Origin of the sequence: Vibrio cholerae (genome assembly GCF_008369605.1) — a bacterium.
Classification (GTDB): Bacteria; Pseudomonadota; Gammaproteobacteria; order Enterobacterales; family Vibrionaceae; genus Vibrio; species Vibrio cholerae.
Genome location: NZ_CP043554.1, coordinates 1,502,430 through 1,528,476, shown reverse-complemented (window position 1 = coordinate 1,528,476; position 26,047 = coordinate 1,502,430). Strand labels below are relative to the sequence as shown.

The window sequence follows — 26,047 nt, the reverse complement described above, 5'->3', positions numbered from 1 at the left end:
CTAATTAAAAACAAGGATTTACTTTATTTTTATTGAGGATAGGGAAGAGGATTTGAGCCAAATCTGAATCGATATTTTTTAGTTGATATTTTTATAATTGTTTGCTCTTGAATTTCAAGATTTTCCAACTATGTTGCATATGTCTCTATCGATGATTTGCTCTAGATGCAAAGCTTTACATGTTCATTAAACTAAAGTGGTAACTTATTTATATTCTTATTAAACAATGAATTAGATGAATTGTGGTGAACGGGTTTAAGCATTCTTTGTTTCATAATCTAAAATACTTAAGCAAAGGCTTAAATTTAAAACAAACAAAAAGAAAAATTTGTACTAGAGGTTAGTACCTCGCGTCGGCTAGCGGTTTTTTCTATCTACTTAAAGGCTTTGATGCCGAGTAGGTTGAGACACTTTTGGAGCCATATTTTATGGCATGTGACATGGAACGTGAGGCGCACTGTGATGAAATGGTTTAATAATTTATCGATTACCCAAAAAATGATTGCTCTGGTTGGGTGTTTACTTGCTCTAACGTTAATGGTTTCCACTTATTCTATTACTAAGATGAAACGAGTAGCGGTTGAGATAGAGGCGATAGCTCACGATAACTTACCTTTGGCCAAATTGATGACCGACATGACCGTTCATCAACTCGAAGGGGCGATTACTCTTGAACGAGTCTTCCGCGCAGCAGGCATCGAAAGTAGTCAAGGCAAGCAGCAGCAAAATCAGTATCAAGCACAGCTCATGGAGTTAGTGAATAAATTCAAGCAAGAATTTAACCAATCTCGTCAACTACTTGAATCTTCTATAGAACATACGATTTCCCCCTCAATACGTAGCTATCTGGCTAATCTAGAGCAAGACCTTGACTCATTAGGTCGTGAACATGAAGAATTTGAAAGAAAGCTCAATGAGTTGCTGAATGAACTTCGTTCTGGCCGAGAGGTTAAATTATTAGTAGCAGATGCCGAGCAGATTGAACAATTACAAATCAGCCTAGATCAGCGTTTAATCGATATTCTGCGTAAAATCGAGCAAGCAACTGAGCAATCTGTCTTAGTGACAGAGCAAGAAGAACGTGAGGCGCTATGGGGAATGATTTATTTAAGCGCCTTTGCGATTTTATTCGGGTTAATTCTCGGGCTTGCGTTTAGTAAACAAATCGTTATGGCGATTGCTAGAGCCCGTAAGTTGGCCAATGAAATGGCTGAAGGAAATTTTAGCAAGCGAGCTAAAGTCACTACAGGTGACGAAATTGGCCAGCTCATTACCAGTATGAATACCATGGCTCAATCTCTGAGCCACATCGTCGGTGAGGTAATAGACAGAGCAAATACGATTGCCTCAACCGTGACACAACTTGCTTCTTCGGCAGAAAGCAATAAGAAGTCAGTACAACAGCAGCAAGCCAATACAGAACAAGTCACCAGCGCAATGGCGCAAATGGCAATCACGATTACGGAAGTGGCGAGCAGTGCGGAAGAGTCCTCCGCTGCGACAGCAAGGGCACAGGAAAATGCACGCTACAGCTGCGATGTCTTGGGTAAAACTGAGACGGTTTCTAGTCAATTGGTTGCTAATGCCCAGCAATCACAGCAAATGATTGTTGAGTTAGAGGCCAGTACTCGGCAGATCGAAAGTTTTGTGTTAGTCGTAGAAGGAATTTCGGAACAAACTAACCTACTGGCTTTAAATGCAGCGATCGAAGCGGCGCGTGCCGGTGAACAAGGCCGTGGATTTGCTGTGGTTGCGGATGAGGTGCGAGCTCTGGCATCTCGCAGCCAACAGGCAACACATGAAATTAAGGGCTTGATCCAGACCTTAGTGGAACGTGCGCAATCGGCTACTAAGATGATTGACTCAAGCGATCGTCAGATAGAAGAAAGCTTTTCATCGATTACCGCCGCAAAAAAACAGCTCGATTCGATTAATCTTGCTCTTCTAGAACTCACGTCCGCCAATACCCAAGTAGCGGCAGCCAGTGAGGAACAATCGGTTGCCGCAGATGAGATTAGCCACAACATGACGGATATTCGCGATGCTGGGGAAACCATCATGCTCAGTGCACAAGAAACGGCTCAAGCGAGTGAAGAGTTGGCACAACAAGCCCAAGGATTAAAATTATTGATGGGACGCTTTGTTATTTCGTAATAGTGTGTTGTCACTAAACGAGTAGAGTATTACAACATAAAAGATAAGGCTCTTTACTATAATGAGTTTGAGAGTCATTGATTTGGAAGCCATTTATGCCATTTTGGAAAAAAGCTGCCGCCCAATCAGAGGTGGAACAACACAATCATGACAGCGACATTGTCTCTGCACTTAAAAAGAACCTTGCGTATATCGAGTTTGATCCGCAAGGCAAAATTTTAGATGCAAACGCACTTTTTTTGAGCGCAATGGGGTACAGCAAAGAAGAAGTGATTGGTCGACATCACAAAATTTTTTGTGATCCCGAGACTGTTAACTCCTTGGAATATGCACAATTTTGGAAAAGCCTAGCCCAAGGACAAGCGCAACGAAAAATGTTTCACCGACTCAAGAAAGATGGTTCGAGTATCTGGATAGAGGCAACGTATATGCCAGTACGTAATCGTGTGGGCGATGTATATAAGGTGACCAAAGTTGCCCATGATGTGACGAAAGCCAAAATTACGGCGGACAAGCAGGCTGCGGTATTTCATGCTCTGGATCGTTCATCAGCCATGATTCAGTTTAATCCGGATGGAACCATCAAAGAGGCGAATGAGAACTTTCTCAAAGCCACGGGTTATCGACTGGAAGAGATTGTTGGCAAACATCACCGTATGTTTTGTGATGACCGTTTCTATAAAGAAAATCCAAACTTTTGGCGTGAGCTCGCAAGAGGGGAGTTTAAATCCGGTTTATTCCATCGGCGCACTCGCCACGGTCAAGATCTTTGGTTAGAGGCGACGTATAACCCGATTTTTAATGATGCCGGTGTCGTGACTCAAGTTGTTAAATTTGCTTCAGATGTTACAGATCAAGTGTTAAAAGCTCATGCAACCAAAGAAGCGTCGCAAATGGCTCAGCAAACGTCTGCAGAAACGGTTCGTGTGGCAGAGTCGGGGCGCGAGATGATTGACGCTGCGGCAACGATAGCGAGTGGTATTACAGAGTCAATTGCGGGTGCAAATGCATTGATGACGGACCTCTCATCTCAATCTCAGAGAATCACGCAAATAGTCACAACCATCAACAAAATTGCTGAGCAGACCAATTTGTTAGCTTTAAATGCCGCCATTGAGGCCGCTCGAGCAGGTGAATATGGACGTGGCTTTGCTGTAGTGGCTGATGAGGTGCGCAGTTTAGCGTCGAATACCAGTCAAGCAACTAGCGAAATTGACAATATTGTCAAACGCAACAGCCAACTCACCGAACAGTCAGGGCAAACCATGGAGCAGATCCAAGCCAAAGTCACTGAATTCAATCATATGCTGCAACAAACCCAGTCTTTGATTGAGCAAATTCAGCATGCAGCGGAAAATGTACAAAAAACGGTGAGTGATATTGTGGATAAATAAGATGAGCCGAAAAGCCATCCAGTAGTGAGCCTAAACCATGGCTTCATTCATCATCTCATGTTGAAACAATAGCGTTGTAAGAAGAAAAAACACAGCGGTTGCTTGGGTTAGTGTTAGAATCTGACCCTTCTATATTTAGGCTAGACCTCTGTTAGGTCTGGCAGTAAGCTCGAGTAAATTCATGTCTTTTTCTCAACTTGGATTAAGTGACGTTCTGGTACAAACCGTAGCGCAACTTGGTTACCAAAAACCGACCCATATTCAAACCCAAGCGATTCCAGTGATTTTGCAGGGACGTGATCTGATTGCCGCTGCGCAAACAGGCACGGGTAAAACCGCCAGTTTCGTCCTGCCTATTTTGGAAAAACTGCGCCAAGGGCAAACGCAACGTAAAAAACGTGTCCGCGCCTTGATTTTAGTGCCAACCCGCGAGCTTGCGATGCAAGTGGCGGAAAAAGTAGAGCAATACGGTAAAGACACGGGCTTAAAGAGCCTTGCGGTGTTTGGTGGCGTCGATGAACAAGCACAGAAGCAGCGCTTGATTGATGGCGTGGATGTGCTGGTGGCCACACCGGGGCGTTTGATGGATCTCTATGGGCAACGCGCCGTCTATTTCGAAGAGATAGAAATGGTGGTACTCGACGAAGCCGACCGCATGCTGGATATGGGTTTTATTGAGTCGATCAACAAAATCATTGACTGCCTGCCGAGTGAAGTACAGTTTCTGCTTTTTTCCGCGACACTGTCACGTAAAGTGCGTGAGTTAGCGAAAACCGCAGTACGCGATCCGCATGAAATCAGTATTGCCGCCAACCAAGCCTCAAAAAGCAATATTAGCCAATGGCTGATCACCGTCGATAAAGACACCAAATCCGCATTGTTGAGCCATTTAATCAATGAGCAGCAGTGGGATCAGGCATTGATTTTTATTGAAACCAAACATGGTGCAGCCAAGCTCGTTTCTCAACTTGAAAAGCGGGGCATCCATGCGGAAGCGTTTCATAGTGGCCGTAGCCAAGCCATTTGCGCCCAACTACTTGAAGATTTTAAGTCAGGAAAAATCAAATACTTGGTCGCAACAGGTGTCGCAGCACGCGGCATTGATATTGACCAGCTATCGCGTGTAGTGAACTACGATTTGCCCTTCCCAGCCGATGAATATGTCCACCGAATCGGTCGAACAGGGCGCGCAGAGGCTGTCGGCGAAGCCATTTCGTTTGTCTCAAAAGACAACTTCAAAAATCTGTGCATGATTGAAAGCCGCTTAGGCCATTTGATTGAGCGTCGCGTGGTAGAAGGCTTTGAGCCGAAAAAGCCCGTGCCGATTTCGATTTTGAACTATGTGCCCAAACATAAGCGTGCGGTGCAAGATTAATACGAACACTTCAGAAAAAGCCGGGAATTTCCCGGCTTTTTCTATTCTATTTTTCAGTTCAATCAGCTGCGTACAGGCATAAAAAGGCCTCTACCGCGCGTTGGGTCGTAGCTTTAAGTTCACTTGAGGTCGGTTTTTCAATCGCACCTAATGAAAAGGGCTCAAAATATTGTGCAGATAGCAATGCTTTGAAATGCATGGCGGCGATCCAAGGATCACACTCTTTCAATGAACCACATTCAATTTGGCACGTAATGTAGCGACTTAAACGTGCCCAACCTCGTTTCGGGCCATTTTCATAAAAATGTCTGCCGATTGCAGATCGGTCGGCTCCATGAATCGCCATTCGATAGATGGACATCGCATCTTGCGTTAAAACCGAGTTCAAAAAATTGTAACCAAATTCTAATAAGGCGGGTTTTAACTCTCGATTATGGTCAAGTGAGAGGAAAGAGAGGGCGATTTGCTCTGTCGCTGATGACTCCATAACCGCCGTGAAAATCTCTTCTTTCGAGCTGAAATAGTTGTATAACGTGGCCTTCGAGCCCCCTAGCATCTTCGCAATATGCGACATGGAAGTCTGTTCAAAACCTTGTTTTGTAAAGGAATCTTTAGCAATCTCTAGAATTGCTTGCCTTTTTTCTTCACTTTTTACCCGCATGAGTTCATCTATTTCCAGTTAGAAATTGTGGATAAGTTTCCCTTGACGGTTTCCTTCTGTCAAGAGTATAACTGTACGGTACGGTTTAGTTATAAGGTTTTCAAATGTGAAAAATAGCGTTCAAACGGTAGGTTTGTTGCATAAAGCAGCGCCTTATTTTACGGCTTCTCTATTGAGTGCTTTCGTTTTAACGGGTTGCTCAGTACCCGATCATTACCCTGATCTTGCGACGATGTGGGAAGCGAATGAGCTTAGCTCGACAAACACATTTTCTCACCAAGCTGAAATGGACTGGCCATCAGCGAATTGGTGGCAACGCTATCAAGATGCACAATTAAACCATCTGATTGAGGAAGCGTTGCAGCACTCACCATCGTTAGAGATGGCAATGGCTCGGCTTAAAGGGGCACAAGGTTTTGCTCGTCAAGCAGGCGCAATTCGATCATTTGATCTCGGGTTAGCGGCATCCGCCACGGAAAGTAAAGTCAGTGAACGTTATCAATCTGCTACGCCTCCCGATGGTTGGAATGACTATGGCACTCTAACCTTGAATTTTCAGTATGACTTTGACTTTTTGGGAAAAAATCGCGCAGCGGTTGTTGCGGCGACTTCCGAGCTTGCTGCCGCTGAGGCAGAGAGTGTGGCTGCGCGTTTGATGATCAGCACATCGATTGCTAATGCTTATGCCGAATTAGCTCGTCTTTATGCCAATCAAGAGACCGTGCATGCCGCGCTACAAGTGCGCAACAAAACCGTTGAGCTTTTAGAAAAACGTTATGCCAATGGCTTAGAAACGCTAGGTTCTGTCAGCCAAGCGAAAGCGGTTGCTGCGAGTGTGGAAGCGGAGTTGCTTGGTATTCAAGAATCGATCCAATTACAGAAAAATGCTTTGGCCGCTTTGGTGGGGCAAGGGCCTGATCGCGCTGCATCGATTGAAGAACCCCATATCACCTTGACCTCTCGTTATGGCTTGCCGTCGGAGGCTGGCGTTGGATTATTAGGGCATCGTGCTGATATCACCGCTGCGCGTTGGCGGGCAGAAGCCGCAGCACAGCAAGTCGGTATTGCGCAAGCACAATTCTATCCAGATGTCACTTTGTCAGCGTTTATTGGTTATCAGGCATTTGGTCTGGATCATTTGTTTGATAGTGGTAATGACGCAGGTGCAATTGGGCCTGCGATCTACTTACCACTATTTACGGGTGGGCGTTTAGAGGGGCAGTTGACTTCGGCAGAAGCTCGTTACCAAGAAGCGGTCGCTCAATACAATGGCACGTTAGTGCAAGCCTTGCATGAAATCGCCGATGTGGTGACCAGTAGCCAAGCTCTGCAAGCGCGAATTAATAAAACCGAACAAGCCGTACAGCAAGCTGAACAAGCACTGCATATCGCGACGAACCGTTATCAAGGCGGTTTAGCCACCTATCTCGATGTTTTGGTAGCTGAAGAGTCTTTACTCAATAACCAAAGAGCATTGGTCAATTTGCAGTCACGCGCTTTTAGTTTAGATCTTGCGCTGATCCATGCGCTAGGCGGCGGTTTTGAAACAACAGAATCTTAATAGGTTATCTTCAATGAATTCAAATAATAGCAACACCGAATTTGATGGTGTACGCGCAGCTCAATCGCGTAAAAAAGGGTTTCTCGGATTAGCGGCCGCAATTGTGGTTGCCGGGGGGAGTTATGCACTCTATTGGCACTTTATCGGTTCACGCTACATTTCCACCGACAACGCTTATGCTGCGGCGGAAATCGCCGAAGTCACGCCGGCCGTGGGCGGGATTATCGCGCAAGTGAATGTAGTGGATACCGAGTACGTCAAACAAGGCGACGTACTTGTACAGCTGGATGATACCGATGCGAGATTAGCTTTGCTTCAAGCTGAGGCGGATTTGGCACTCGCAAAACGCCATGTACGTAGCTATCTCGCTAATGACGAAGGTTTAAGTGCTATGGTGGAAGCACAAGAAGCCAATGAGCAGCGTGTGAAAGCGCAGTTAAAAGCGGCGCAAGCGGACTTTGAACGAGCAAAAATCGATTTATCTCGTCGGGAAGACTTAGTGCGTTCCGGCTCCGTTTCTGGTGAAGAGCTGACGAATGCCAAAACCGGTTTTGCGCAGGCACAAGCAAACCTTAATGCGGCAAAAGCGGCTATGGCGCAAGCACAGGCAACTAAGCTCTCGACCATTGGCTCACAAAAAGCTAATGCAGCGTTGACCGATAACACGACCGTCGATAGCAACCCTGAAGTCTTACTGGCAAAAGCGCGTTATGAACAAGCGAAAATCGATCTCGAGCGTACGGTGATTCGTGCGCCGATCAGTGGAATCGTCGCTAAACGCCAAGTACAAGTTGGGCGTCGTGTACAGGTGGGGATGCCTTTAATGACCGTGGTGCCTACTGACCATATTTATGTCGATGCCAATTTTAAAGAAGTGGAATTGCGCGATGTGAAAGTTGGACAACCCGTTACCTTAACGGCAGATCTGTATGGTGATGATGTGACCTACCATGGTGTGGTCGCTGGTTTTTCCGGCGGTACGGGCTCCGCATTTTCGATGATCCCTGCACAAAACGCCACAGGCAACTGGATTAAAGTGGTGCAGCGTTTGCCGATCCGTATCGAGTTGGATCCGAAAGATTTGCAAGCTTATCCATTGCAGGTGGGATTATCTATGGTTGCCACGATAGATACTGCTGGAACTACCGATCCACAAACCTTAGTGCAGTACCGCGCCGCCAAAGTATCAGAGCAAGGCTAAGGTGAATCCATGAGTCATAACGCTGACAATGAGATGCAACCTCTGTCAGGATGGGCACTGTTTTTCGGTGCCCTGTGTCTGGCAATGGCCAACTTTCTCGCTATTTTGGATACCACTATTGCTAACGTCTCTGTCTCCAATATCGCTGGTAGCCTAGGAACTTCAACTAGCCAAGGGACTTATGTGATTACCTCTTATGCGGTCGCAGAGGCGATTTCGGTACCTCTTACGGGTTGGTTGGCTTCGCGATTTGGCTCTATTCGAGTCTTTGTCACCTGTTTTCTGTTATTCGGTGTTTTTTCATTACTCTGTGGTTTAGCCAATAGCATGAGCACGCTGGTGATGTTTCGAGTGCTGCTTGGTTTCGTGGGAGGGCCTTTAATGCCACTTTCACAAACCTTGATGATGCGAATATTCCCCAAAAACAAAAGCCATGCTGCGATTGGTATCTGGTCGATGACCACGCTCGTGGCACCTATCATGGGACCTATTCTTGGCGGTGTGTTGTGTGACCAACTCAGTTGGCCATACATCTTTTTCATCAAAATGCCTTTCGCTATTGCCGCGGCGTTACTGTGTTGGAAATTGCTGAAAAAATTTGAAACCAAAACGACGCATTCAAAAATTGATAAAGTGGGGCTGGCGTTATTGGTCGTGTGGGTCGCCGCATTGCAATTAATGTTGGATGAAGGTAAGGATCATGACTGGTTTGAGTCATCGCGCATTGTGTTTTTGGCGGTGATTGCTGTGATTGGTTTCATTGCATTCTTGATTTGGGAGCTAACGGAGCGAAACCCTGTCGTGGATTTAAAGGTATTCCGACATCGAGGTTACAGTATTAGTATGGTGACGTTGTCACTCGCGTTCGGCGCTTTTTTTAGTATTTCTGTGGTAACACCTTTATGGTTGCAAATTTACATGGGTTATACAGCGACCATCTCAGGCCACGCTACCGCCAGTATGGGGATTCTAGCGGTATTTTTGGCACCGATAGTGGCCAATCTATCCTCGAAATTTGACCCTCGGCCCTTTGTTTTTGCTGGCGTGATGTGGCTTGGACTGTGGACTTTCATGCGTGGCTTTAACACAGTAGATATGACGTTTTCGCAAATCAGTTGGCCTTTATTTTTCCAAGGCATCGGCATGCCGTTGTTCTTTGTGCCATTGACTGCGATAGCCCTTGGTAGTGTCAAACCGCACGAAATGGAATCAGCTGCAGGCTTGATGAACTTTATCCGAACCTTGTCCGGTGCGTTTGCCACCTCAATGATCAACACTTCATGGGAGCATGAAACACGTTATGTGCATGCTGAGTTGGCAGGCTTAACTGATAAAGCGGGTGTTGCGACACAAGCGATGCAAAATTCAGGAATGAGTGCCGAGCAGACGCGCTCTGCGATGGACTGGATATTGCAAAATCAGAGTGTGATGGTGGCAACCAACCAGTTGTTTATCGTGATTGCACTGATCTTTGTATTTGCAGCCTGCATGATTTGGTTTGCGCCAAAACCCAAGCAAGCGGTGGATACCTCTGCTGTTCATTAAACGTCAAAGGCGTAATACACATGGCATTACGCCTTTATTCTCTCGAGCTTATGAATGTGGTGAAGACTAAAGCGTTATTGAACTCTAAACCGTCCTACCACATCACTCAATGCATGTGAGGTATTTTGCAACTCATTGCTGACCGAGGTGACTTGCGCGGCATTCATGTTGAGCTTACGCACCATCTCTTGAATTGCCGCCATGTTTTTACTCACTTCGTGTGTAACTTGCCGCTGCTCCATCGCTGATGTGGCGATAAGAGTATTCAGATTATTCATTTCAGCGACTGAATCAGTCACCACATTGAGCGAATCCATCACATGATTGGTGCGTTCAGCGGTTTCTTCACAATGAATACGGGTTGAGTCCATCTCTTTTACTACGTTTTCTGTCGTGGTTTTTAAGGTCGCGAGCATGTCATTAATTTGCGAAGTGCTCTGTTGTGTTCGAGAGGCTAATGCACGAACTTCATCAGCGACTACCGCAAAACCTCTGCCTTGTTCACCAGCACGAGCAGCTTCGATCGCCGCATTGAGCGCCAGTAGATTAGTTTGTTCTGCAATCGCGCCGATGACTTGTAATACGGAATTGATTTGCTTCGTGTCCTCGCTCATACGCGTGATAGTTTCTGCCATCGAGGAGACTTGGTTCACCAGTCCATTGACACTGTTGACAGCTTCGGTAACGGTTTGTTTTGATTCATCAGCATAACGATTTGTTCGTTCGGTAAGTAGTGCGGCATCATCCGCACTTTGCGCAATAGAGCCTGCGCTAGCACTCATCTCTTCAATGGCGGTAATCGCTTGTTCAGTTTCTTGCGTATGTTGATTAAGCGTATTGAGATTGGAACGAGCTTGGTTGCTTAAATGTACAACGGCACGATCAATCTCTTTCGATGAGTCAGCTACGTCGATAAACATCTGCTGCAGTTTTTCAATGAAAAGGTTGATGGAGTTGCAGATTTGACCAATTTCATCTTTTGATTCAACGGCGAGACGTTGGGTTAGATCACCATTACCTTGTGATAGGTTGGCAACCAAAGTGTTAAGGCGGCTCAATGGCTTAAATGAAACGTGCAGCATAGTCACGCTGGCAACAATAATGACGAAGGCACAGATTAAAAGCGCGAGGGTAATTTTCCAGTTGAGCTGATCGGTATTGACTTGAATCGCGGTTAAATCGATGTAGCCAATCAACTGCCAATCTTGTCCAGCAAAATTGATTGGACGAGTAATGGGCGTGAGGTTTACCCCTTGCTTATCCGAGAAAATCACATTTCCATTAGCCATCAATTCCGCAAAGCTGCCCTCGGTTGCGTAATCGGTCATCATTTGACTAAAGGTGGAAAGGTTGAACACGAAGAAATCTACTGACTCATCGAAACGCTTGACTGAAAAGGTAATCGTCGGCTGTCCCTCATTGAATGTCACAGGGCTAACCATCACAGCATCACCATGATTTTCAGCGAGACTCACATACTGCTGTGCATCTTCTTCGCTCATATTGCCCGTATCATCAAAGGCATATCCGTTGACGATCTTTATGATTTTATTGAATCCAGAGCTCGCTTTAGTTTCACCAATATCCATCATGCTGAAGTTCAGGCTTTGTGCGAGAGCTAATTTGCTGTTCAGTTCGTTTTCAAGCTTACGTTGCATCAAATCAATGTTATGCGTGATGTTTTGGCTATCCGCCTGTTTGATGTAATCGCTGATAAAATAGTTAACACTAAAATACGAGGTGATGATGGTCAGCGAGATAATCGCGATGATCAGCGCAATTATCTTGTTTTTAAACGAGAGTTGGGCCATAGCACTTTACATCCTTAAAAGTGATCGATTTGAACGGCATTTCCTGCGCCGTTGATAAACTCATACAAAAGTTCGGGTCACATATTAAGTGAGCTGTGTCATTGTTGCAATTACGTTGCATTCATTTACAAAAATTATCTAGTTTGCGCTGAAAAATGACAGTGAAGACGTGAGATTTTGAGGAAATAAAGAACCCCACATTTCGTGGGGTTCGTGAAAGATTACTTCAGATAGCGCTGACTCAAATGAGCTTTAAAATGCTCTGGATTGAGGGTTTCCCCCGTCGCTTGTTTAACCAATTCATCGGTACTGAATAAGCTGCCCTTACTCCAAATATTCTCAGACAACCAAGTAAAAATCGGTGAGAGATCGCCGCGGCGAATCGCGCCATCCACATCCACGGTTTTCTTCATGGCCGCCATAAATTGCGCCGCATACATGGCACCTAAGGTGTAGCTTGGGAAGTAACCAAAGCTGCCATCTGTCCAGTGAATATCCTGCATACACCCATTTTGATCGTTGCCTTTGGTGCTTAGGCCTAAATAAGCCTGCATCTTTTGATCCCAAAGTTCTGGCACATCAGTGTGTTTGATCTTGCCGTTCATCAAATCTCGTTCGATTTCAAAACGCAGGATCACATGGGCTGGGTAGGTGAGTTCATCCGCATCGACGCGGATAAAATCTTTCTGCACGCGCGTGTAAAGTTTTTGAATGTTTTCCACTCGGAAGACCGGATCATTCATCGCCGAAAAATGTTTGCCTGCCAGTTCAGCTAGATGGGCAATAAACGCAGGGCTACGACCCACTTGCATCTCAAAGAACAGAGATTGTGATTCATGAATGCCCATCGAACGCGCTTCGCCAGCCGGAGTGCCGGCCAAATGCTTAGGTAAACCTTGCTCATAACGCGCATGGCCAGTTTCATGCACAATGCCCATCAGCGATTGCACAAACTCGCTTTCGTTGTAGCGTGTGGTAATGCGCACATCACTCGGTACGCCGCCACAGAAGGGGTGCACACTTTCATCAAGTCGGCCGTGGTTAAAATCAAACTGAAGTAGCTTCATCACATCCAGCCCCAGCGCTTTTTGGCTTTCAGCAGGATAATGGCCTTTAGGTGCGATAAAGCTTTCGCTACTCTGCTTTTCAATCACCACATCAATTAAGCTTGGTAGCCAAGTTTTCACATCACTAAATACACGATTGAGCTGTTCGGTTGTTGTGCCCGGCTCATAAAGCTCCAGCATCGCATCGTAAGGGGTTTTCCCAGTTGCTTCGGCACGAATTTGCGCTTCTTCTTGAGAAAGCTTGACCACTTCCGCCCAGTTTTTCTCAAAACCTGCCCAATCGTTATTTTTGCGTTGGCTACGCCAAGCGTGTTCACATTTGGAGCCAGCTAGGGATTGCGCTTCGACTAAGGCTTCAGGCAGAACCGTCGCTTGTTGCCATTGGCGCTTCATTTCGCGCAGGGTGGCTTGCTGCTCGATATTGAGCGTTTCACTTTCTGCCTCGGCAAACCAATCAGCCAGTTGTGGCTGGGTCATTAGGCCATGGATATGCACAGAAAGCTCTGCCATGGCTTGTGAGCGCGCTTCAGCACCGCCACTGGGCATGACGGCGGCTTGGTCCCAACCTACGATGGACGACAAATGATTAAAGTTAGAAATCTTTTTAGAATGTTTTACTAATTTATTGAACGCATTCATGGAAATAGCCTTCCGTGACGATAAACGAAAGCGAAGTGTATCAATCAAGGTGCAGATAACCAAGTGATCAGAAGCGCGTTTTTTCATCAAGAGGATTTTTGCCCGCCAAGCAAGATCTTGCTCAGCGTTGGGCAGCTTTTTGCTTTGTTGATGGGACTATTTCTATAACTTATTGATTTTGAATGGTGTAAAAGTTGGCATCCCACTTGCTCTTTGTATCGCGACGGTGCGCAGAGCGCGTTAACTCATTCATTTATTTAAAAATGATTTATTGAAAGGAAATAGCCATGCCAACTCCATGTTATATCTCTATCGAAGGCCAAACTCAGGGTCTTATCACTGCAGGCGCATGTACTGCTGACTCTATCGGCGATTCATTCGTTGAAGGCCACGAAGATGAGATGCTGGTTCAGCAGTTTGACCACGTCGTAACCGTACCGACTGACCCACAATCTGGTCAGCCTTCAGGCCAACGTGTGCACAAGCCATTCAAATTCACTGTGGCGCTGAACAAAGCGGTTCCTCTGCTGTACAACGCGCTCTCTTCAGGTGAGAAGCTGAAGTCGGTTGAGCTGAAGTGGTACCGTACCTCTATCGAAGGCAAACAAGAAAACTTCTTCACCACTAAGCTGGAAAACGCGTCTATCGTCGATATCCACTGTGAAATGCCACACTGCCAAGACCCAGCAAAATCTGACTTTACTCAGAATGTGACTGTGTCTCTGTCATACCGCAAAATCACTTGGGACCACGTTAACGCGGGCACCTCAGGCTCTGATGACTGGCGTAAGCCAATCGAAGCGTAATTTACGCTGCGAGAATGTCGCTCACCTTCGGGTGGGCGGCTGTGAACCTTAAACCCAGAGTATCGTTTGGCGCGGTATTGTGGGTTTAAGGTTTTGCCATTTTTAATGTAGGGGAAGGAAAGGCAGGATGGCGACATTAGCGTACAGCATTGAGGTGGAAGGGCTGGAAGATGAGACTCTGGTGGTCAGAGGCTTTCACGGGCAGGAGTCACTCTCTAATAGTGTTTTTTTAGGGCAAGCCTGTTATGGGTTTCGCTACGAAGTGCAACTGGCGAGTCGGGTATCCAATCTGACCGCTGAGCAGATGGTCGATAAGCGTGCTGAGCTCAAGCTTTACCGCAATTCACAGTTGGTGCAGCGCGTGCACGGCATTGTACGTGCCTTTAGCCAAGGCGATATCGGCCATCACCACACCTTCTACGAACTCACTTTAGTCCCTGCCTTAGAGCGCTTATCCCTGCGCCACAACAGCCGCATTTTCCAAAAGCAGACTGTCCCTGAAATTCTCTCTATCTTGCTGCAAGAGATGGGCATCAACGATTACGCTTTTGCACTCAAGCGTGATTGCGTGCAGCGTGAGTTTTGTGTGCAGTACCGTGAAAGTGATATCGACTTTCTGCACCGCCTCGCTGCCGAAGAAGGCTTGGTGTACAGCTTTGTCCATGAAGCGGGCAAACATACCCTCTATTTCAGTGATGCCAGTGACAGCTTAAGCAAATTGCCGGAGCCCATCCCGTACAACGCTTTAGCGGGCGGCACGATGGATACGCCGTACATCCACGGCTTAACCTATCGCACCCAAGCGGAAGTGAGCGAAGTTCAACTCAAAGACTACAGCTTCAAAAAGCCGGCGTACTCGTTTTTACAAACCGTGCTGGGCACTGAGCTGGATTATCAGCAAACCCGCTACCAACATTTTGATGCGCCGGGACGCTACAAAGATGATGTGAACGGCGCCGCCTTTAGCCAAATCCGTTTAGACTACCTGCGCCGCCATGCCCACACTGCTGCAGGGCAGAGTAACGAGCCGCTACTGCGTGCCGGCTATAAGTTTGACCTGCAAGAGCACCTTGACCCCGCGATGAACCGCGATTGGGTGGTGGTCTCTATTAACCACCAAGGTGAGCAGCCGCAAGCGCTACAAGAAGAGGGCGGCAGTGGTGCAACGACCTACAACAACCAGTTCAGCTTAATTCCGGGCCATCTTCACTGGCGCGCCGAGCCACAACCTAAACCGCAAGTCGATGGCCCAATGATAGCGACGGTTGTTGGCCCTGAAGGGGAAGAAATCTTCTGTGATGAACACGGGCGCGTGAAAATCCATTTCCCATGGGACCGCTACTCGAACGGTAACGAGCAGAGCTCCTGTTGGGTACGGGTGTCGCAAGGTTGGGCGGGCAGCCAATACGGCTTTATCGCCATTCCGCGCATCGGCCATGAAGTGATTGTTTCTTTCTTAAACGGCGACCCAGACCAGCCCATTATTACCGGACGCACTTATCACGCGACCAACACGCCGCCATACACCTTGCCAGAGCACAAAACCAAAACCGTGCTGCGCACCGAGACGCACCAAGGGGAAGGGTTTAACGAGCTCAGTTTTGAAGACCAAGCGGGCAAAGAGCAAATCTACCTGCATGCGCAGAAAGACTTCGATGGTTTGATTGAAAACGACCATACCACGGTCATTCGTCACGACCAACATCTGACGGTTGAAAACGACCAGTTCACCCAGATTAAGCACAACCAACACCTGACGGTGGAAGGGGAAAGTCGAGAAGCGGTGACTGGCGAGCAAGTGCTGAGTATTGAAGGCTCGCTGCATGTGAAAACAGGCAAAGTTTGGGTCAATGAAGCGGGTACAGAGATCCATGTAAAAGCGGGACAGAAAGTCGTGATTGAAGCGGGCTCCGAGATTACCGTTAAAGCGGGCGGCAGCTTTGTTAAAGTCGATCCGGCTGGGGTGCATCTGTCCGGTGCTTTGGTCAATCTCAATTCCGGCGGCAGTGCCGGAAGTGGTAGCGGCTTTGGCGGTGCAATGCCCGCCTTACCGGGCGGCTTAGAGCCTGCCGTGACACTGGCTCCACCGCAAACCCTCTCTTACCAAGCGTTGCTACAGGCCGAGCAAGCGAATGTTCCTGCGGTGAAGGTGTGTCCTTTAGCGGGAGCAAACTCATGATTCAGCAGTGGCTAATGGAGCAAAAAACACCCACCTTCTGGTTATTAGATCAACAAGCTTTTAAATGCGTCATCGCAGCGAATAACGGAATAGGATTTGACGGCACTCAGATTCTATTTCACGGCGAGACATTTGCTCCTGTGATGAGTTTGTCTCCTTGGTTAATTCCTGTCTCCGACAAGGTGCTGGAATTGTCGGATGAGCTGTTACAGCAAGGTATTTTCTTAACCAGTCATAGTTCTACAAGTGAATTATTAAGCCATCTCCAAAGCCTTTTGGTTGCAGCACTGGAAGGCGAAGAAGTACTGTTTCGTTTTTATAATAGGCAGGTCATTTTGCCTATGCTGGATGCGATGCGAGATCTGGAACGTAACGATTTTTTAGGGCCGGTAGAAAAATTAGCCGCCGTTAAGCAAGGAGTATTTCAGGAATGGGGAAATACGCGTAGTTTCGAGTTTATCTATCAACCTGCCCCTTGGTGGAAAATTCAGCCTTATCATTTGATGCCACTTTATCGAACCGAAGTGCATGCCCAAGTTTTAGAACGACGTTTTTGGGAAAAGCTTCCTTACGTAATGGAACAGCTTGATGAGCCACAACAATCGATTAAAACCATTTTAGATGAAGCTAAGAAGGCTAATTTGGGGCACGATAATGCAGAGTACTTAGTTTTAAATCACTTGTGGAAAGCCTCATTAACCACTCTAGAGCAGATGAGTGATGCTCTTCATCTTAATCAACAAGAACTTCAGGAAATAATGCAAATTCGGGAGAAATTAGCATGAGTAGCACAGGTGCCCATCCACATTGTCAACCTTGTGAGAATCTCAAACATTGGATTGAAATTATTGTGCGGGATGAACATAACCAGCCCTTTGAAGGTGTGAGTGGTGTTTTGATTGACGCAATGAAAAATAAGCATCCAATTGAACTTAATGCTTCACCTATCCTGATTGAAAATCTTGCGCCCGGTCCTGTTGAAATTGAGTTGGATTACGATCAGTGGTTAAAAGCTGCGCAAGATAAAAGTCACCCAAGAAATGAAGAGACAGCTAAACCGGTTGAAGAGTTTTCTAGCAGTTACAGTGCCCACAAGAGTGGCCCGGTGGTTTATCAAGAAATTACGACGGGTGATTTGACCAAATTACCGCAAGAGATCGTATTGCCAACTAACCATCAAAAAGGCAAAGCCGGAACGTTAAAACTCTTTACAGATAAAACCTATATTCTTCAAGTTAGGGCATACAAGTTTATTACTCTTCGAGTCGGAATGTTCTTTGATGGTACCGCTAACAATACCTACAGCGCCCAATGGGGAAAACAACAATTAGAAAATTATTATCGTAAATGGAAAGCAAAGTACGATGCTGAATGCGAGATTAATTCCAAAAACGGTAATGGAACAAAAAAAGAAGTTCCAATTACGGCACTTTCTAATGATTGTTTTACCTATCCGAAAAAAGACAATTTTATTCTCTCCTTATTTAAAAATGATGAGGGAGAAATGGAAACGGTTGCGGGTAGTGCAAGTAATGAATTAACCAATGTTCAAAAACTGTTCGATTTATACTCTCAAGACAAATTTTTTAAAGAAAAAAATATGTTTAGCCATGCTGAGTATATCACTGGGATTGGTACGGGAAATAGCACCGCGATTGCTCCTGCAGATGAGTCGATCGTTGTCGGGCAAGGCTTAGGAATTGGTAAGTATGGAGTAACGGCTAAAGTTACAACGGGAATTGAAGCTCTTTCTAAGAATATGGATAAAGTAGCGACTATAGTCAAAGATGAACTCGGAATAAAAGCAGATGGAATCGAAAAGCTTCAACTCGATGTATTTGGGTTTAGTCGAGGAGCTGCCGCAGCAAGGCATTTTGTGAATGTGGTGCTGGATGGTGAAAAGGGTGAATTTTCGACTACGTTTTCAAAAGCATGTCAGGAAGCTAAATTTCCGCTAGTGTATGGTTTCGATTGGAATGAATCGAATGAATTAAAAGCCAATTGTGAAATTACCTTTTCTGGTTTGTTTGATACAGTGGCCTCAGTAGTCAATATTTTTTCTAAAAATTCCCCTTTGGGCCTAGATCTCAATACACACACGGATAATGGTGATGTAAGACTATGGATTGACCCTAGACGAGTCAGGCGTGCTGTACATTTAACTGCGGAACCGACCATTGAATGCCGAGATAACTTTAGTTTGAACCATCTTAATTCTACGGATGAAGAACATTTTCATGAATTTGTTTTGCCAGGCGCTCACTCAGATATTGGGGGCGGCTATCACTCTAGGCTCAGTTTTGACAATCCAGACTATTTGTTACCTGTTTTAGAGAAGAAGCTTGTTAAGCGTGTGAGTCGTACGTTTTCCGAACGCTGGGACGAAGAGAAAACTAAGCAGTATGTGTTAAATGAGCTAGAAAAATATAAAGTACGAGATAGGCTTACGGGGTGGAAAGAAGAGGATTACGTGATTGAACCGTTGGACATTCGCCAAGAAGGTAAGAACGATGGTGGGCGAGTGACAGGCAAACTTTATATTCAACGTCAAGTAGAAGGCGACCTCTCACGTTTATACTTACGTTTAATGTACGGTTTGGCAGAGTTTCATGGAGTTCCGATTTCAGATAATAATGCAAAATTATGGCAAGACCCTGAAAGAGTAGATTATAACGTTGAGGATTATGGCGGTTTATTTACCGATCTTAATCAAAAAATCTTAGAACTTGCTAAACATGGGGAATATTCAGCGTTGCAACAGAAACTCTCAATCCCAGAACTAAAGGCAAGTTTCATGGAATTGAATCTCTTTCACCATTCATCGGGGGATGATATTGGGATGTCACCACTCTGGGATGAAAGAGCTGGTTGCTATAAAAGAGCAAGTTATTTTTGTGAGGAAGGCAAATGAAAAAGACATTGGTAATTCTATCCCTATTTTTAGTAAATGCTTGCACGTCTAATGCTGCATCAGTTCCTGGTGAGCCTTGGTATGTCGGTGTTACTATGCCTTCTTTTTATCCAGTACGAGTTACACAAGTTTATGGAGTAAATAATAAAGAGGATTGGACAGTCTTAATTCACAACTTTATGACATTTGTGAGTGATAGCGATGTTGAGTATATACGTAATAGATTTCCAGACTATGACGGATTTGGTCTTCCACATGCATTAGGTATTACAAGCAGAAACCAAATTGGTACCGGAACCAATCACTTGCCTGATACACTCTATGTATATTGGGTTTCTTTATTCGACACTAAGTTTTATGTCACTAAATATGATATTCCTGACAACGTAAAACAGTTGAGTGCGACAGAGGTCGGTTATACTCGAAGCGATGGTGAGTTCTTTGAATCTTGTTATCGTACTCGATTTGTCTTTGGTCTTCTGCCTAATGGGCAAGCTAAGGTGTGGTTGAGTGGCTGTGGTGAGACTATTTATCTTACGGAGTTAGCTCCTGACGAAATACTTGATCGTGACAGTAATGGCGTTAAATTTGATTCTTATCGGAAATCTTCCTCTTTTGCTGATGTTCAGCAACGCGCTAAGGATGCAGGTGTTGAGCTAGAGCCTATCCCTTGGGATAAAGTGAATAAAGTCTATTCCATCAATGAGATTAAAACGCTTGGCGAGTAACTTAGCGTGAGTTGAAAAATCTTCATAAGACACATGAGAGGCTTTGCGGTATAAGAAAGGCTTGCTGATTTTCCTTCAAGGATTGATATGGTTATCCAGAATTTCGAAGCTTTTCTTATCGCTATTACTATTTTGACTTTAACACCGGGGCTAGATACTGCTTTGGTGATCCGTAACACCTCGCGGGCTGGGTTTGCGGATGGTTGTACAACTAGCTTAGGTATCTGTTTTGGATTGTTTGTTCACGCGACTTTCTCTGCCATTGGTATCTCTGCGATTCTTGCCCAATCGGCTGAGCTATTTCAAATCGTTAAAATGATTGGTGCGGCCTACCTAATTTGGTTGGGTATTTCGAGCTTACGCTCATTAATGAAAACAGGGCAGGGCATTGAGGTTGCGAGCCTAGCTCATGCACAATTTCGCTTAACCCGATCGCTGCGTGAGGGTTTTCTCTCGAATGTGCTGAACCCGAAAACTGCCGTTTTTTACTTAGCTTTTCTGCCTCAATTTATTAATCCTGACTATTCACCGTTAGCGCAATCTTTGCTGATGGCGTTGATTCATTTTGCGATTGCGATGGTATGGCAATGTGGTTTAGCCGGTGCTTTGAGTAGCGCTAAAAACCTTCTGAAAAACGCTTCTTTTATGCGTTGGATGGAAGGTACAACGGGAGTTGTTTTGGTCGCATTAGGTATCAAACTTCTCTTAGAGAAACCTCAAGCCTAGCGTGTAATAAAGGTTTAAAAGTAGAAAAAGCGCCGTTGGGCGCTTTTTCTTTGTGCTTAGACCGACTAGGTGTTATTGAACTTGGGCTTCTGCTTCGGTGTATTGATATCGCGCGGCAAAATATTGCTTCGTTTCTTCCACGACCACATGGCGTAAGGCAACAAGGCCAATAAGGTTCGGAATGGCCATTAAACCATTTACAATGTCGGCGATAATCCAAATCAAATCGAGGTGCAGGAATGCGCCTGAGGCAATCAAGCCAATAAAGACGATTTTATAAGGCAATACCGCTTTGGTTCCGAATAAGAACACCATGCAGCGTTCGCCGTAGTAGTTCCAACCCAGAATGGTCGTAAAGGCAAAGAACATCAAACCAATGGAAACCAGCATCGGGCCGATAGTTTGTGCATTTAAGCCTGTGGCAAAGGCGTAGGTGGTCATCGCAGCACCGGAAAGATCGCTTTGCCAAGCGCCGGTTAGAATGAGAGCCAAGCCAGTCATCGTACAGATGATAATGGTGTCAAAGAAAGTCCCCGTCATAGAGATAAGGCCTTGCTCAACGCAGGAGTCAGTTTTCGCCGCCGCCGCCGCCATAGGCGCACTGCCTAAGCCAGATTCATTGGAGAACACGCCGCGGGCAATACCCGATTGAATCGCGAGCATAATGCTCGCACCTAAGAAGCCACCAGTTGCAGCAGTTGAGGTGAACGCGGATACCAGCACCAATTCCACTGCGTCTGCGAGTTTGTCTGCATTGGTAACAATCACACTTAAGCAGGCGATGATATAAAACAGCGCCATCGCAGGAACCACTTTTCCTGCGACTTTAGCGATGGATTGAATACCACCGATAGTGACAATGGCAACCAGTACGGTCAGTACTACCGCAGAGGCTTCACGAGGGATGCCAAAAGAGATTTGAGTGGCATCTAAGATCGCGTTCACCTGCGGGAAAGTACCAATCCCGAAGCAGGCAACCCCTACGGCAAACACAGCAAATAATACTGCCAGTGTTTTTGATCCCACACCATCACGCAGGTAGTACATTGGCCCGCCGACCATTTGTCCTTTGTCATCGATTTGGCGATATTTCACCGCGAGTAAGCATTCTGCGTATTTGGTTGCCATACCAAACAGGGCGGCGAGCCACATCCAGAACAGGGCACCTGGACCGCCGAGTTTGATTGCAGTCGCAACACCCACGATGTTTCCTGTACCAATGGTGGCAGAAAGAGCAGTACACAATGCGGCGAAGCTTGATACATCACCTTGTTTGTCTGAAGATTTTTCGCGGCCAAATACCATAGCTAAAGCCGTCGGCAGGCGTCGAAATTGCAGTAAGCCTAAGCGGAAGGTGAAATAGACACCGGTGCCGACCAGAAGAATTAACAGTGGTGGACCCCACACTAAACTATCAACAGTTTGCAGAAAAGATTGCAGGTTATTCATGATTTCCCCTTAAAAAATAAACATAAGGAGAAGAGAGAAAGGGTGCGAAAAATGCACAGCAGAGCTCTAGCGAGCTCACTAAAAGATTGGCCTTTCACTCCTCTGTCCTTTTGCCTGAGAGTTTCACTCTGCATATGCGCAGAGCTTGCTCCTTCGGCGACCGATTAAACGGTTCTCTCCAGAGGTTCCTCCAACTACAGTCCTCGCTTATTCGTTGCCAATATATGGCTAAGAATAATGCACCTGAAAGATTTACTTCTTCGGCGGGTTATTTGGCTCAGATGTTAAAATCTGGTTAACAACCACTCTCCTGCAGTCTTCAACGGAACAATCGTCTTGAATAAAACGATTTGCAAGGCGGATACTAGCGAAAAGAAAATGTGATGTCACCTACAAAAGAAATCAACTGATGAAATGTTGCGCAAGTCTTTTGCTAATCCACTTTTCTCTGACGTTAAACTACGTATAAGTGTTATAAGATAATCACGCTTGGAGGCGGGAGATGGTGAGATTAATTGCAATAGCCTTACTGATAGCATTAGCGTTTGTGTTGATTCGCTACCGTACCAATGAAAAATTGCAGAAGGGGGTCGTTATCGTCATTTTGGCGACCTTTGTCACTTATACGGCCTTCTTGATGATTTCTGAACTGATTCGCTGACGCAAGAGGAGCGAGCGTGAATAAACATGATGAGTTTGACGACAACGAAGAAGTTGTTGTTATCGAACGAAGAGATAAACAGAGCTATCTCTATATCGCGATTGCTGCGGTATTAGGTATTGCCTTGGGTGGTCTGATTGGTTCCACTGTCACCACCAGTCGTTGGGAGACGTCTTACCAAGCACTACAAAACCAGCTTGAACAACTCAATAATGCGAAAGCAGAAGTTTCTAAAGCGGCTGAGCTTTCTGAGCAAAATCAAGAGGAAGCGTGGCAACATAAAATGGATCAGGCTTTAGAGAAGCAAAGAGAAGAGTGGCAGGCAGAGGCTGTACAGCGTGATAAATACGTTGCTGAACTCGAAAAGCAAAATCTTAATTTAGAACAGCAACTGAACGAGCAGAAAATTGCATTGGAACTGGCCAATACACAAAATAATCAGCTTAATCGTCAAGCCGATATGCAAGTGACCATGCTTGAGCGTTCTCGAGAGTTGTTCCAACGAGAACTAAAAATCAAACAAGAACTCGAGGGATTACAAAAAGAGCGCGATTCTCTGGTTCCCAAGCTCAAAGTACTGAAAAAAGAGTGTGACATTTACCTTGAAGGGAAATCTTGGGATGCGAAGTCGGATGCCTGTGATAAACAAGATGAAGCGAATTCACGGGTAAGCCAAATTGATCAGATGATCCGTGTGCATCACATGGATCTGGAAGAGATTAAGGCGCTCTCAGAAGAGATAGGTTTATAAGTGATTTAATCTATCAGGCTGAATTAAAGCGATTATTTTCGTCACATAACTTGAGCGTTCGATTTTTCACTCTCTAGAGTGAATCGCATTCTGAAGATACAAAAAAGCCACCGTCGTCGGTGGCTTTTTCATGGGGGATAGAAAAGGCTTAATCGTTCACTTTTAGCTTTTGGAAATACTCATCGTAAAGCACGCTAGCTTCTCCAACTTCATCTTGCCACTCGCCATTGTCTATCACTGATTGTGGTGGGTAGATACTTGGGTCATTCGCAAATTCTTTGGGCAGTAGGTCATGCGCGGTTTTGACGGGTGTTGGATAGCCGATTTCTAAGGCGATTTTTGCAGCATTTTCTGGACGCAGTAAGAAGTCAATCATCTTGTGGGCGGCCTCGATATTTTTGGCTCCGGCAGGAATTGAGATGCTGTCCATCCAAAAAATGGTGCCTTTTTCAGGCCAAATAATCTGGATTGGTGCGCCTTCTTGGCGAGCCATATACGCTGAGCCATTCCATAACATACCTAGTGACACTTCACCAGCGAGGTAAGGATTGGCTGGGAAGTCAGAGTTAAACACTAAGACATTTGGCATCAGCTTTTTCAGCTCACGGTAAGCAGCTTTAATCTCTTTGGGATTGGTCGTGTTAGGCGAGTATCCCAGCTTACTCAGGGCGATATGGAAGACTTCACGAGCGTCATCCATCAGCATTAATTGACCTGCCCATTTGGCATCCCACAGATCGCCCCAGTTTTTGAGTGATTTTTTATCCAGCATATCGGTGTTAATGCCGATACCCGTCGCTCCCCAGATATAAGGGATAGAGAATTTATTGCCTGGATCAAAAGGCTTATTGAGATAGTTTGGATCCAAGTCTTTGAAATGTGAAAGTTTTGAATGGTCAATCTCTTGCAGCATGCCTTCTTTGCGCATCTTAGAGACAAAATAAGTGGAAGGAACCACAAGATCATAACCAGCGCCTTGCGTTTTGAGCTTGGCATACATGCTTTCATTGGATTCGTAGGTAGAGTAGATAACCTTGATTCCGGTTTCTTTGGTAAAGTCTTCTAGGACTTCGCTCGGGATATATTCAGACCAGTTGTAGAAATAAAGTTCTTGGTCTTTAGCCATTGCATTGGTGGTGAACAATGCTGCTGCGCACAGAGCACTCGCAAACAGTTTATTTTTCATTACGTTCCCATAGTGTATAGAAAGAACCTAACTAGGCGTTGGAGAGGGGAGTATAACAAGATAAAAAAAAATAGGCAGCAATGGCTGCCTATTTGATGCTTTTCTTAGACCTTATTGGCCAGCTTTCAACTTCATGAAGTACTCTTCGTACTTCACTGTCTTATCGCCAACGGCAGATTGCCACTCAACACGGTCCAGATCTTCTTGAGATGGGAACAGTGGTGCGACATCTTGGAATTTGTCGTTTGAGGCTTTAACGCCAGTCAGATAACCTGTGTCGCGTGAAATTTGCTCTGCAATTTCAGGACGTAACAAGAAATCGATCATCTTGTGTGCTGCATCGACGTTTTTGGCACCAGAAGAGATAGCGAAGTTATCAACCCAACCGATACCGCCTTCTTTCGGGAAGACTAGCTTGATTGGTAAACCTTCTTTCTGTGCCGCTGCTGCTGAGCCGTTCCACAGCATACCAAGACCTACTTCACCTGAAAGGTAAGGAGCTGCAGGGTTGTCAGAGTTGAAAACCAGTACGTTTGGCATCAGCTTTTGTAGCTCGGCATACGCTTCATCAATCTGCTTGTCGTCCGTAGAGTTACCTGAGTAACCCAGTTTACGCAGAGCGATATGGAATACTTCACGCGTATCATCCATCAACATCAGTTGACCTTTTAACTCAGGCTTCCATAGGTCGCCCCAGCTTTGGAAGTCATTAGGATCATACATGTCGGTATTAACCGCGAGACCGGTAATCGCTACAACGTGTGGAATTGAGTAGTCGTTGTTTGGGTCGTAAGGTTTGTCTAGGTAGTTGGAATCTAGGTTTTTGAAGTTGCTCAGCTTAGATTTGTCAATCTTTTGCAGCATTCCTTCATCACGCATTTTTGCCACGAAGTAGGTAGAAGGAACTACCAGATCATAACCTTGGTTGTGCGTTTTGAGTTTTGCATACAAAGTTTCATTTGACTCATAAGTTGAGTAAATCACTTTGATTCCCGTTTCCTTGGTGAACTGTTCTAGGATGCCGCTATTGATATACGGTCCCCAGTTCATAAACACCAGTTCCTTATCTTCCGCTGCCGCTGTGCCAGACAACAGAGAAAGCGCACATGCGCTACCTGCTAAAAGAGTAGCCAGTTTTTTCATCGACGTTAGCTCCAAACTAAACGTTGCCCTTTTGGGCGTTGCAAAGAAAAACAGAATGACTTCCGTCATTCTGTTTCGCGTGTTTCCAAACGGACGTGG

The 26,047-nt window shown here is 45.6% G+C and carries 20 protein-coding genes and 1 riboswitch; of the genes, 14 read left to right on the top strand and 6 right to left on the bottom strand.

Features of this window, described 5'->3' with window-relative positions; translation table 11 throughout:
* Positions 1–462: 462 nt before the first annotated feature.
* From F0316_RS07130 to F0316_RS07120, 3 genes are all read left to right on the top strand, one after another.
* Positions 463–2,154, top strand: coding sequence for a methyl-accepting chemotaxis protein (locus F0316_RS07130; RefSeq protein WP_000870881.1), 1,692 nt, complete (start codon positions 463–465; stop codon positions 2,152–2,154).
* Between the two features lie 95 nt (positions 2,155–2,249).
* Entirely contained in the window at positions 2,250–3,548 is a 1,299-nt protein-coding gene (locus F0316_RS07125; RefSeq protein WP_033930944.1) for a methyl-accepting chemotaxis protein, read from the top strand.
* A gap of 181 nt (positions 3,549–3,729) precedes the next feature.
* Positions 3,730–4,923, top strand: coding sequence for a DEAD/DEAH box helicase (locus tag F0316_RS07120; RefSeq protein ID WP_149560356.1), 1,194 nt, complete (start codon positions 3,730–3,732; stop codon positions 4,921–4,923).
* Between the two features lie 58 nt (positions 4,924–4,981).
* Here the strand turns inward: F0316_RS07120 and vceR are convergent, their stop codons facing one another.
* Positions 4,982–5,584, bottom strand: a complete 603-nt coding sequence (vceR, locus tag F0316_RS07115) for a TetR family multidrug efflux transcriptional regulator VceR (protein WP_149560355.1) — start codon at positions 5,582–5,584, stop codon at positions 4,982–4,984.
* Between the two features lie 106 nt (positions 5,585–5,690).
* Here vceR and vceC point away from each other — a divergent pair, with 106 nt between their 5' ends.
* From vceC to vceB, 3 genes are read left to right on the top strand one after another with little or no spacing between them, the layout of a single operon-like run.
* Positions 5,691–7,145 (top strand): multidrug efflux MFS transporter outer membrane subunit VceC, encoded by a 1,455-nt coding sequence (gene vceC, locus F0316_RS07110; RefSeq protein ID WP_149560354.1) that lies wholly within the window; start codon positions 5,691–5,693, stop codon positions 7,143–7,145.
* 13 nt (positions 7,146–7,158) lie between these two features.
* On the top strand, positions 7,159–8,346 hold the full coding sequence (gene vceA, locus F0316_RS07105) for a multidrug efflux MFS transporter adaptor subunit VceA (protein WP_172625982.1): 1,188 nt from the start codon (positions 7,159–7,161) through the stop codon (positions 8,344–8,346).
* 9 nt (positions 8,347–8,355) lie between these two features.
* Positions 8,356–9,891, top strand: coding sequence for a multidrug efflux MFS transporter permease subunit VceB (gene vceB / locus F0316_RS07100; RefSeq protein ID WP_000019058.1), 1,536 nt, complete (start codon positions 8,356–8,358; stop codon positions 9,889–9,891).
* A 74-nt stretch (positions 9,892–9,965) separates the two neighbouring features.
* Here the strand turns inward: vceB and F0316_RS07095 are convergent, their stop codons facing one another.
* Positions 9,966–11,702, bottom strand: coding sequence for a methyl-accepting chemotaxis protein (locus tag F0316_RS07095; RefSeq protein ID WP_149560352.1), 1,737 nt, complete (start codon positions 11,700–11,702; stop codon positions 9,966–9,968).
* A 221-nt stretch (positions 11,703–11,923) separates the two neighbouring features.
* Entirely contained in the window at positions 11,924–13,408 is a 1,485-nt protein-coding gene (locus F0316_RS07090; RefSeq protein WP_000991030.1) for a carboxypeptidase M32, read from the bottom strand.
* A gap of 287 nt (positions 13,409–13,695) precedes the next feature.
* On the opposite strand from F0316_RS07090, the gene hcp-2 reads away from it, so the two are divergent.
* The 6 genes from hcp-2 to F0316_RS07060 all read left to right on the top strand — a co-directional run bounded on the left by hcp-2 (position 13,696) and on the right by F0316_RS07060 (position 20,758).
* The gene (hcp-2, locus tag F0316_RS07085) at positions 13,696–14,214 is read left to right on the top strand and encodes a type VI secretion system effector Hcp-2 (protein ID WP_001142930.1); all 519 of its coding nucleotides are present in this window, start codon (positions 13,696–13,698) and stop codon (positions 14,212–14,214) included.
* A 127-nt stretch (positions 14,215–14,341) separates the two neighbouring features.
* Positions 14,342–16,393: a type VI secretion system Vgr family protein gene (locus F0316_RS07080; RefSeq protein ID WP_149560350.1), complete on the top strand. Its 2,052-nt coding sequence runs from the start codon at positions 14,342–14,344 to the stop codon at positions 16,391–16,393.
* The gene (locus F0316_RS07075) at positions 16,390–17,178 is read left to right on the top strand and encodes a DUF4123 domain-containing protein (protein ID WP_149560349.1); all 789 of its coding nucleotides are present in this window, start codon (positions 16,390–16,392) and stop codon (positions 17,176–17,178) included. The genes F0316_RS07080 and F0316_RS07075 overlap by 4 nt, the downstream gene beginning before the upstream one ends.
* The gene (locus F0316_RS07070) at positions 17,175–19,304 is read left to right on the top strand and encodes a phospholipase effector Tle1 domain-containing protein (RefSeq protein ID WP_149560348.1); all 2,130 of its coding nucleotides are present in this window, start codon (positions 17,175–17,177) and stop codon (positions 19,302–19,304) included. Before F0316_RS07075 ends, F0316_RS07070 begins: the two co-directional genes overlap by 4 nt.
* Entirely contained in the window at positions 19,301–20,032 is a 732-nt protein-coding gene (locus F0316_RS07065) for a DUF2931 family protein (RefSeq protein ID WP_000753349.1), read from the top strand. Before F0316_RS07070 ends, F0316_RS07065 begins: the two co-directional genes overlap by 4 nt.
* 87 nt (positions 20,033–20,119) lie before the next feature.
* On the top strand, positions 20,120–20,758 hold the full coding sequence (locus F0316_RS07060) for a LysE family translocator (protein ID WP_000236663.1): 639 nt from the start codon (positions 20,120–20,122) through the stop codon (positions 20,756–20,758).
* A 72-nt stretch (positions 20,759–20,830) separates the two neighbouring features.
* Here F0316_RS07060 and F0316_RS07055 read toward each other — a convergent pair whose 3' ends face one another.
* Positions 20,831–22,207: an alanine/glycine:cation symporter family protein gene (locus F0316_RS07055; protein ID WP_032481511.1), complete on the bottom strand. Its 1,377-nt coding sequence runs from the start codon at positions 22,205–22,207 to the stop codon at positions 20,831–20,833.
* 92 nt (positions 22,208–22,299) lie between these two features.
* Positions 22,300–22,399: riboswitch (glycine riboswitch) on the bottom strand.
* A 310-nt stretch (positions 22,400–22,709) separates the two neighbouring features.
* On the opposite strand from F0316_RS07055, the gene F0316_RS07050 reads away from it, so the two are divergent.
* Together F0316_RS07050 and F0316_RS07045 are read left to right on the top strand one after the other, a co-directional pair.
* On the top strand, positions 22,710–22,868 hold the full coding sequence (locus F0316_RS07050) for a hypothetical protein (protein WP_000251901.1): 159 nt from the start codon (positions 22,710–22,712) through the stop codon (positions 22,866–22,868).
* Between the two features lie 16 nt (positions 22,869–22,884).
* Complete coding sequence (locus F0316_RS07045) at positions 22,885–23,619, top strand: chromosome partitioning protein ParA (protein WP_149560347.1); 735 nt, start codon at positions 22,885–22,887, stop codon at positions 23,617–23,619.
* Between the two features lie 148 nt (positions 23,620–23,767).
* On the opposite strand, the gene F0316_RS07040 is transcribed toward F0316_RS07045, so the two are convergent.
* Entirely contained in the window at positions 23,768–24,805 is a 1,038-nt protein-coding gene (locus F0316_RS07040; RefSeq protein WP_000791554.1) for an extracellular solute-binding protein, read from the bottom strand.
* A gap of 111 nt (positions 24,806–24,916) precedes the next feature.
* Entirely contained in the window at positions 24,917–25,948 is a 1,032-nt protein-coding gene (locus F0316_RS07035) for an extracellular solute-binding protein (protein ID WP_000731892.1), read from the bottom strand.
* Positions 25,949–26,047: the final 99 nt, after the last annotated feature.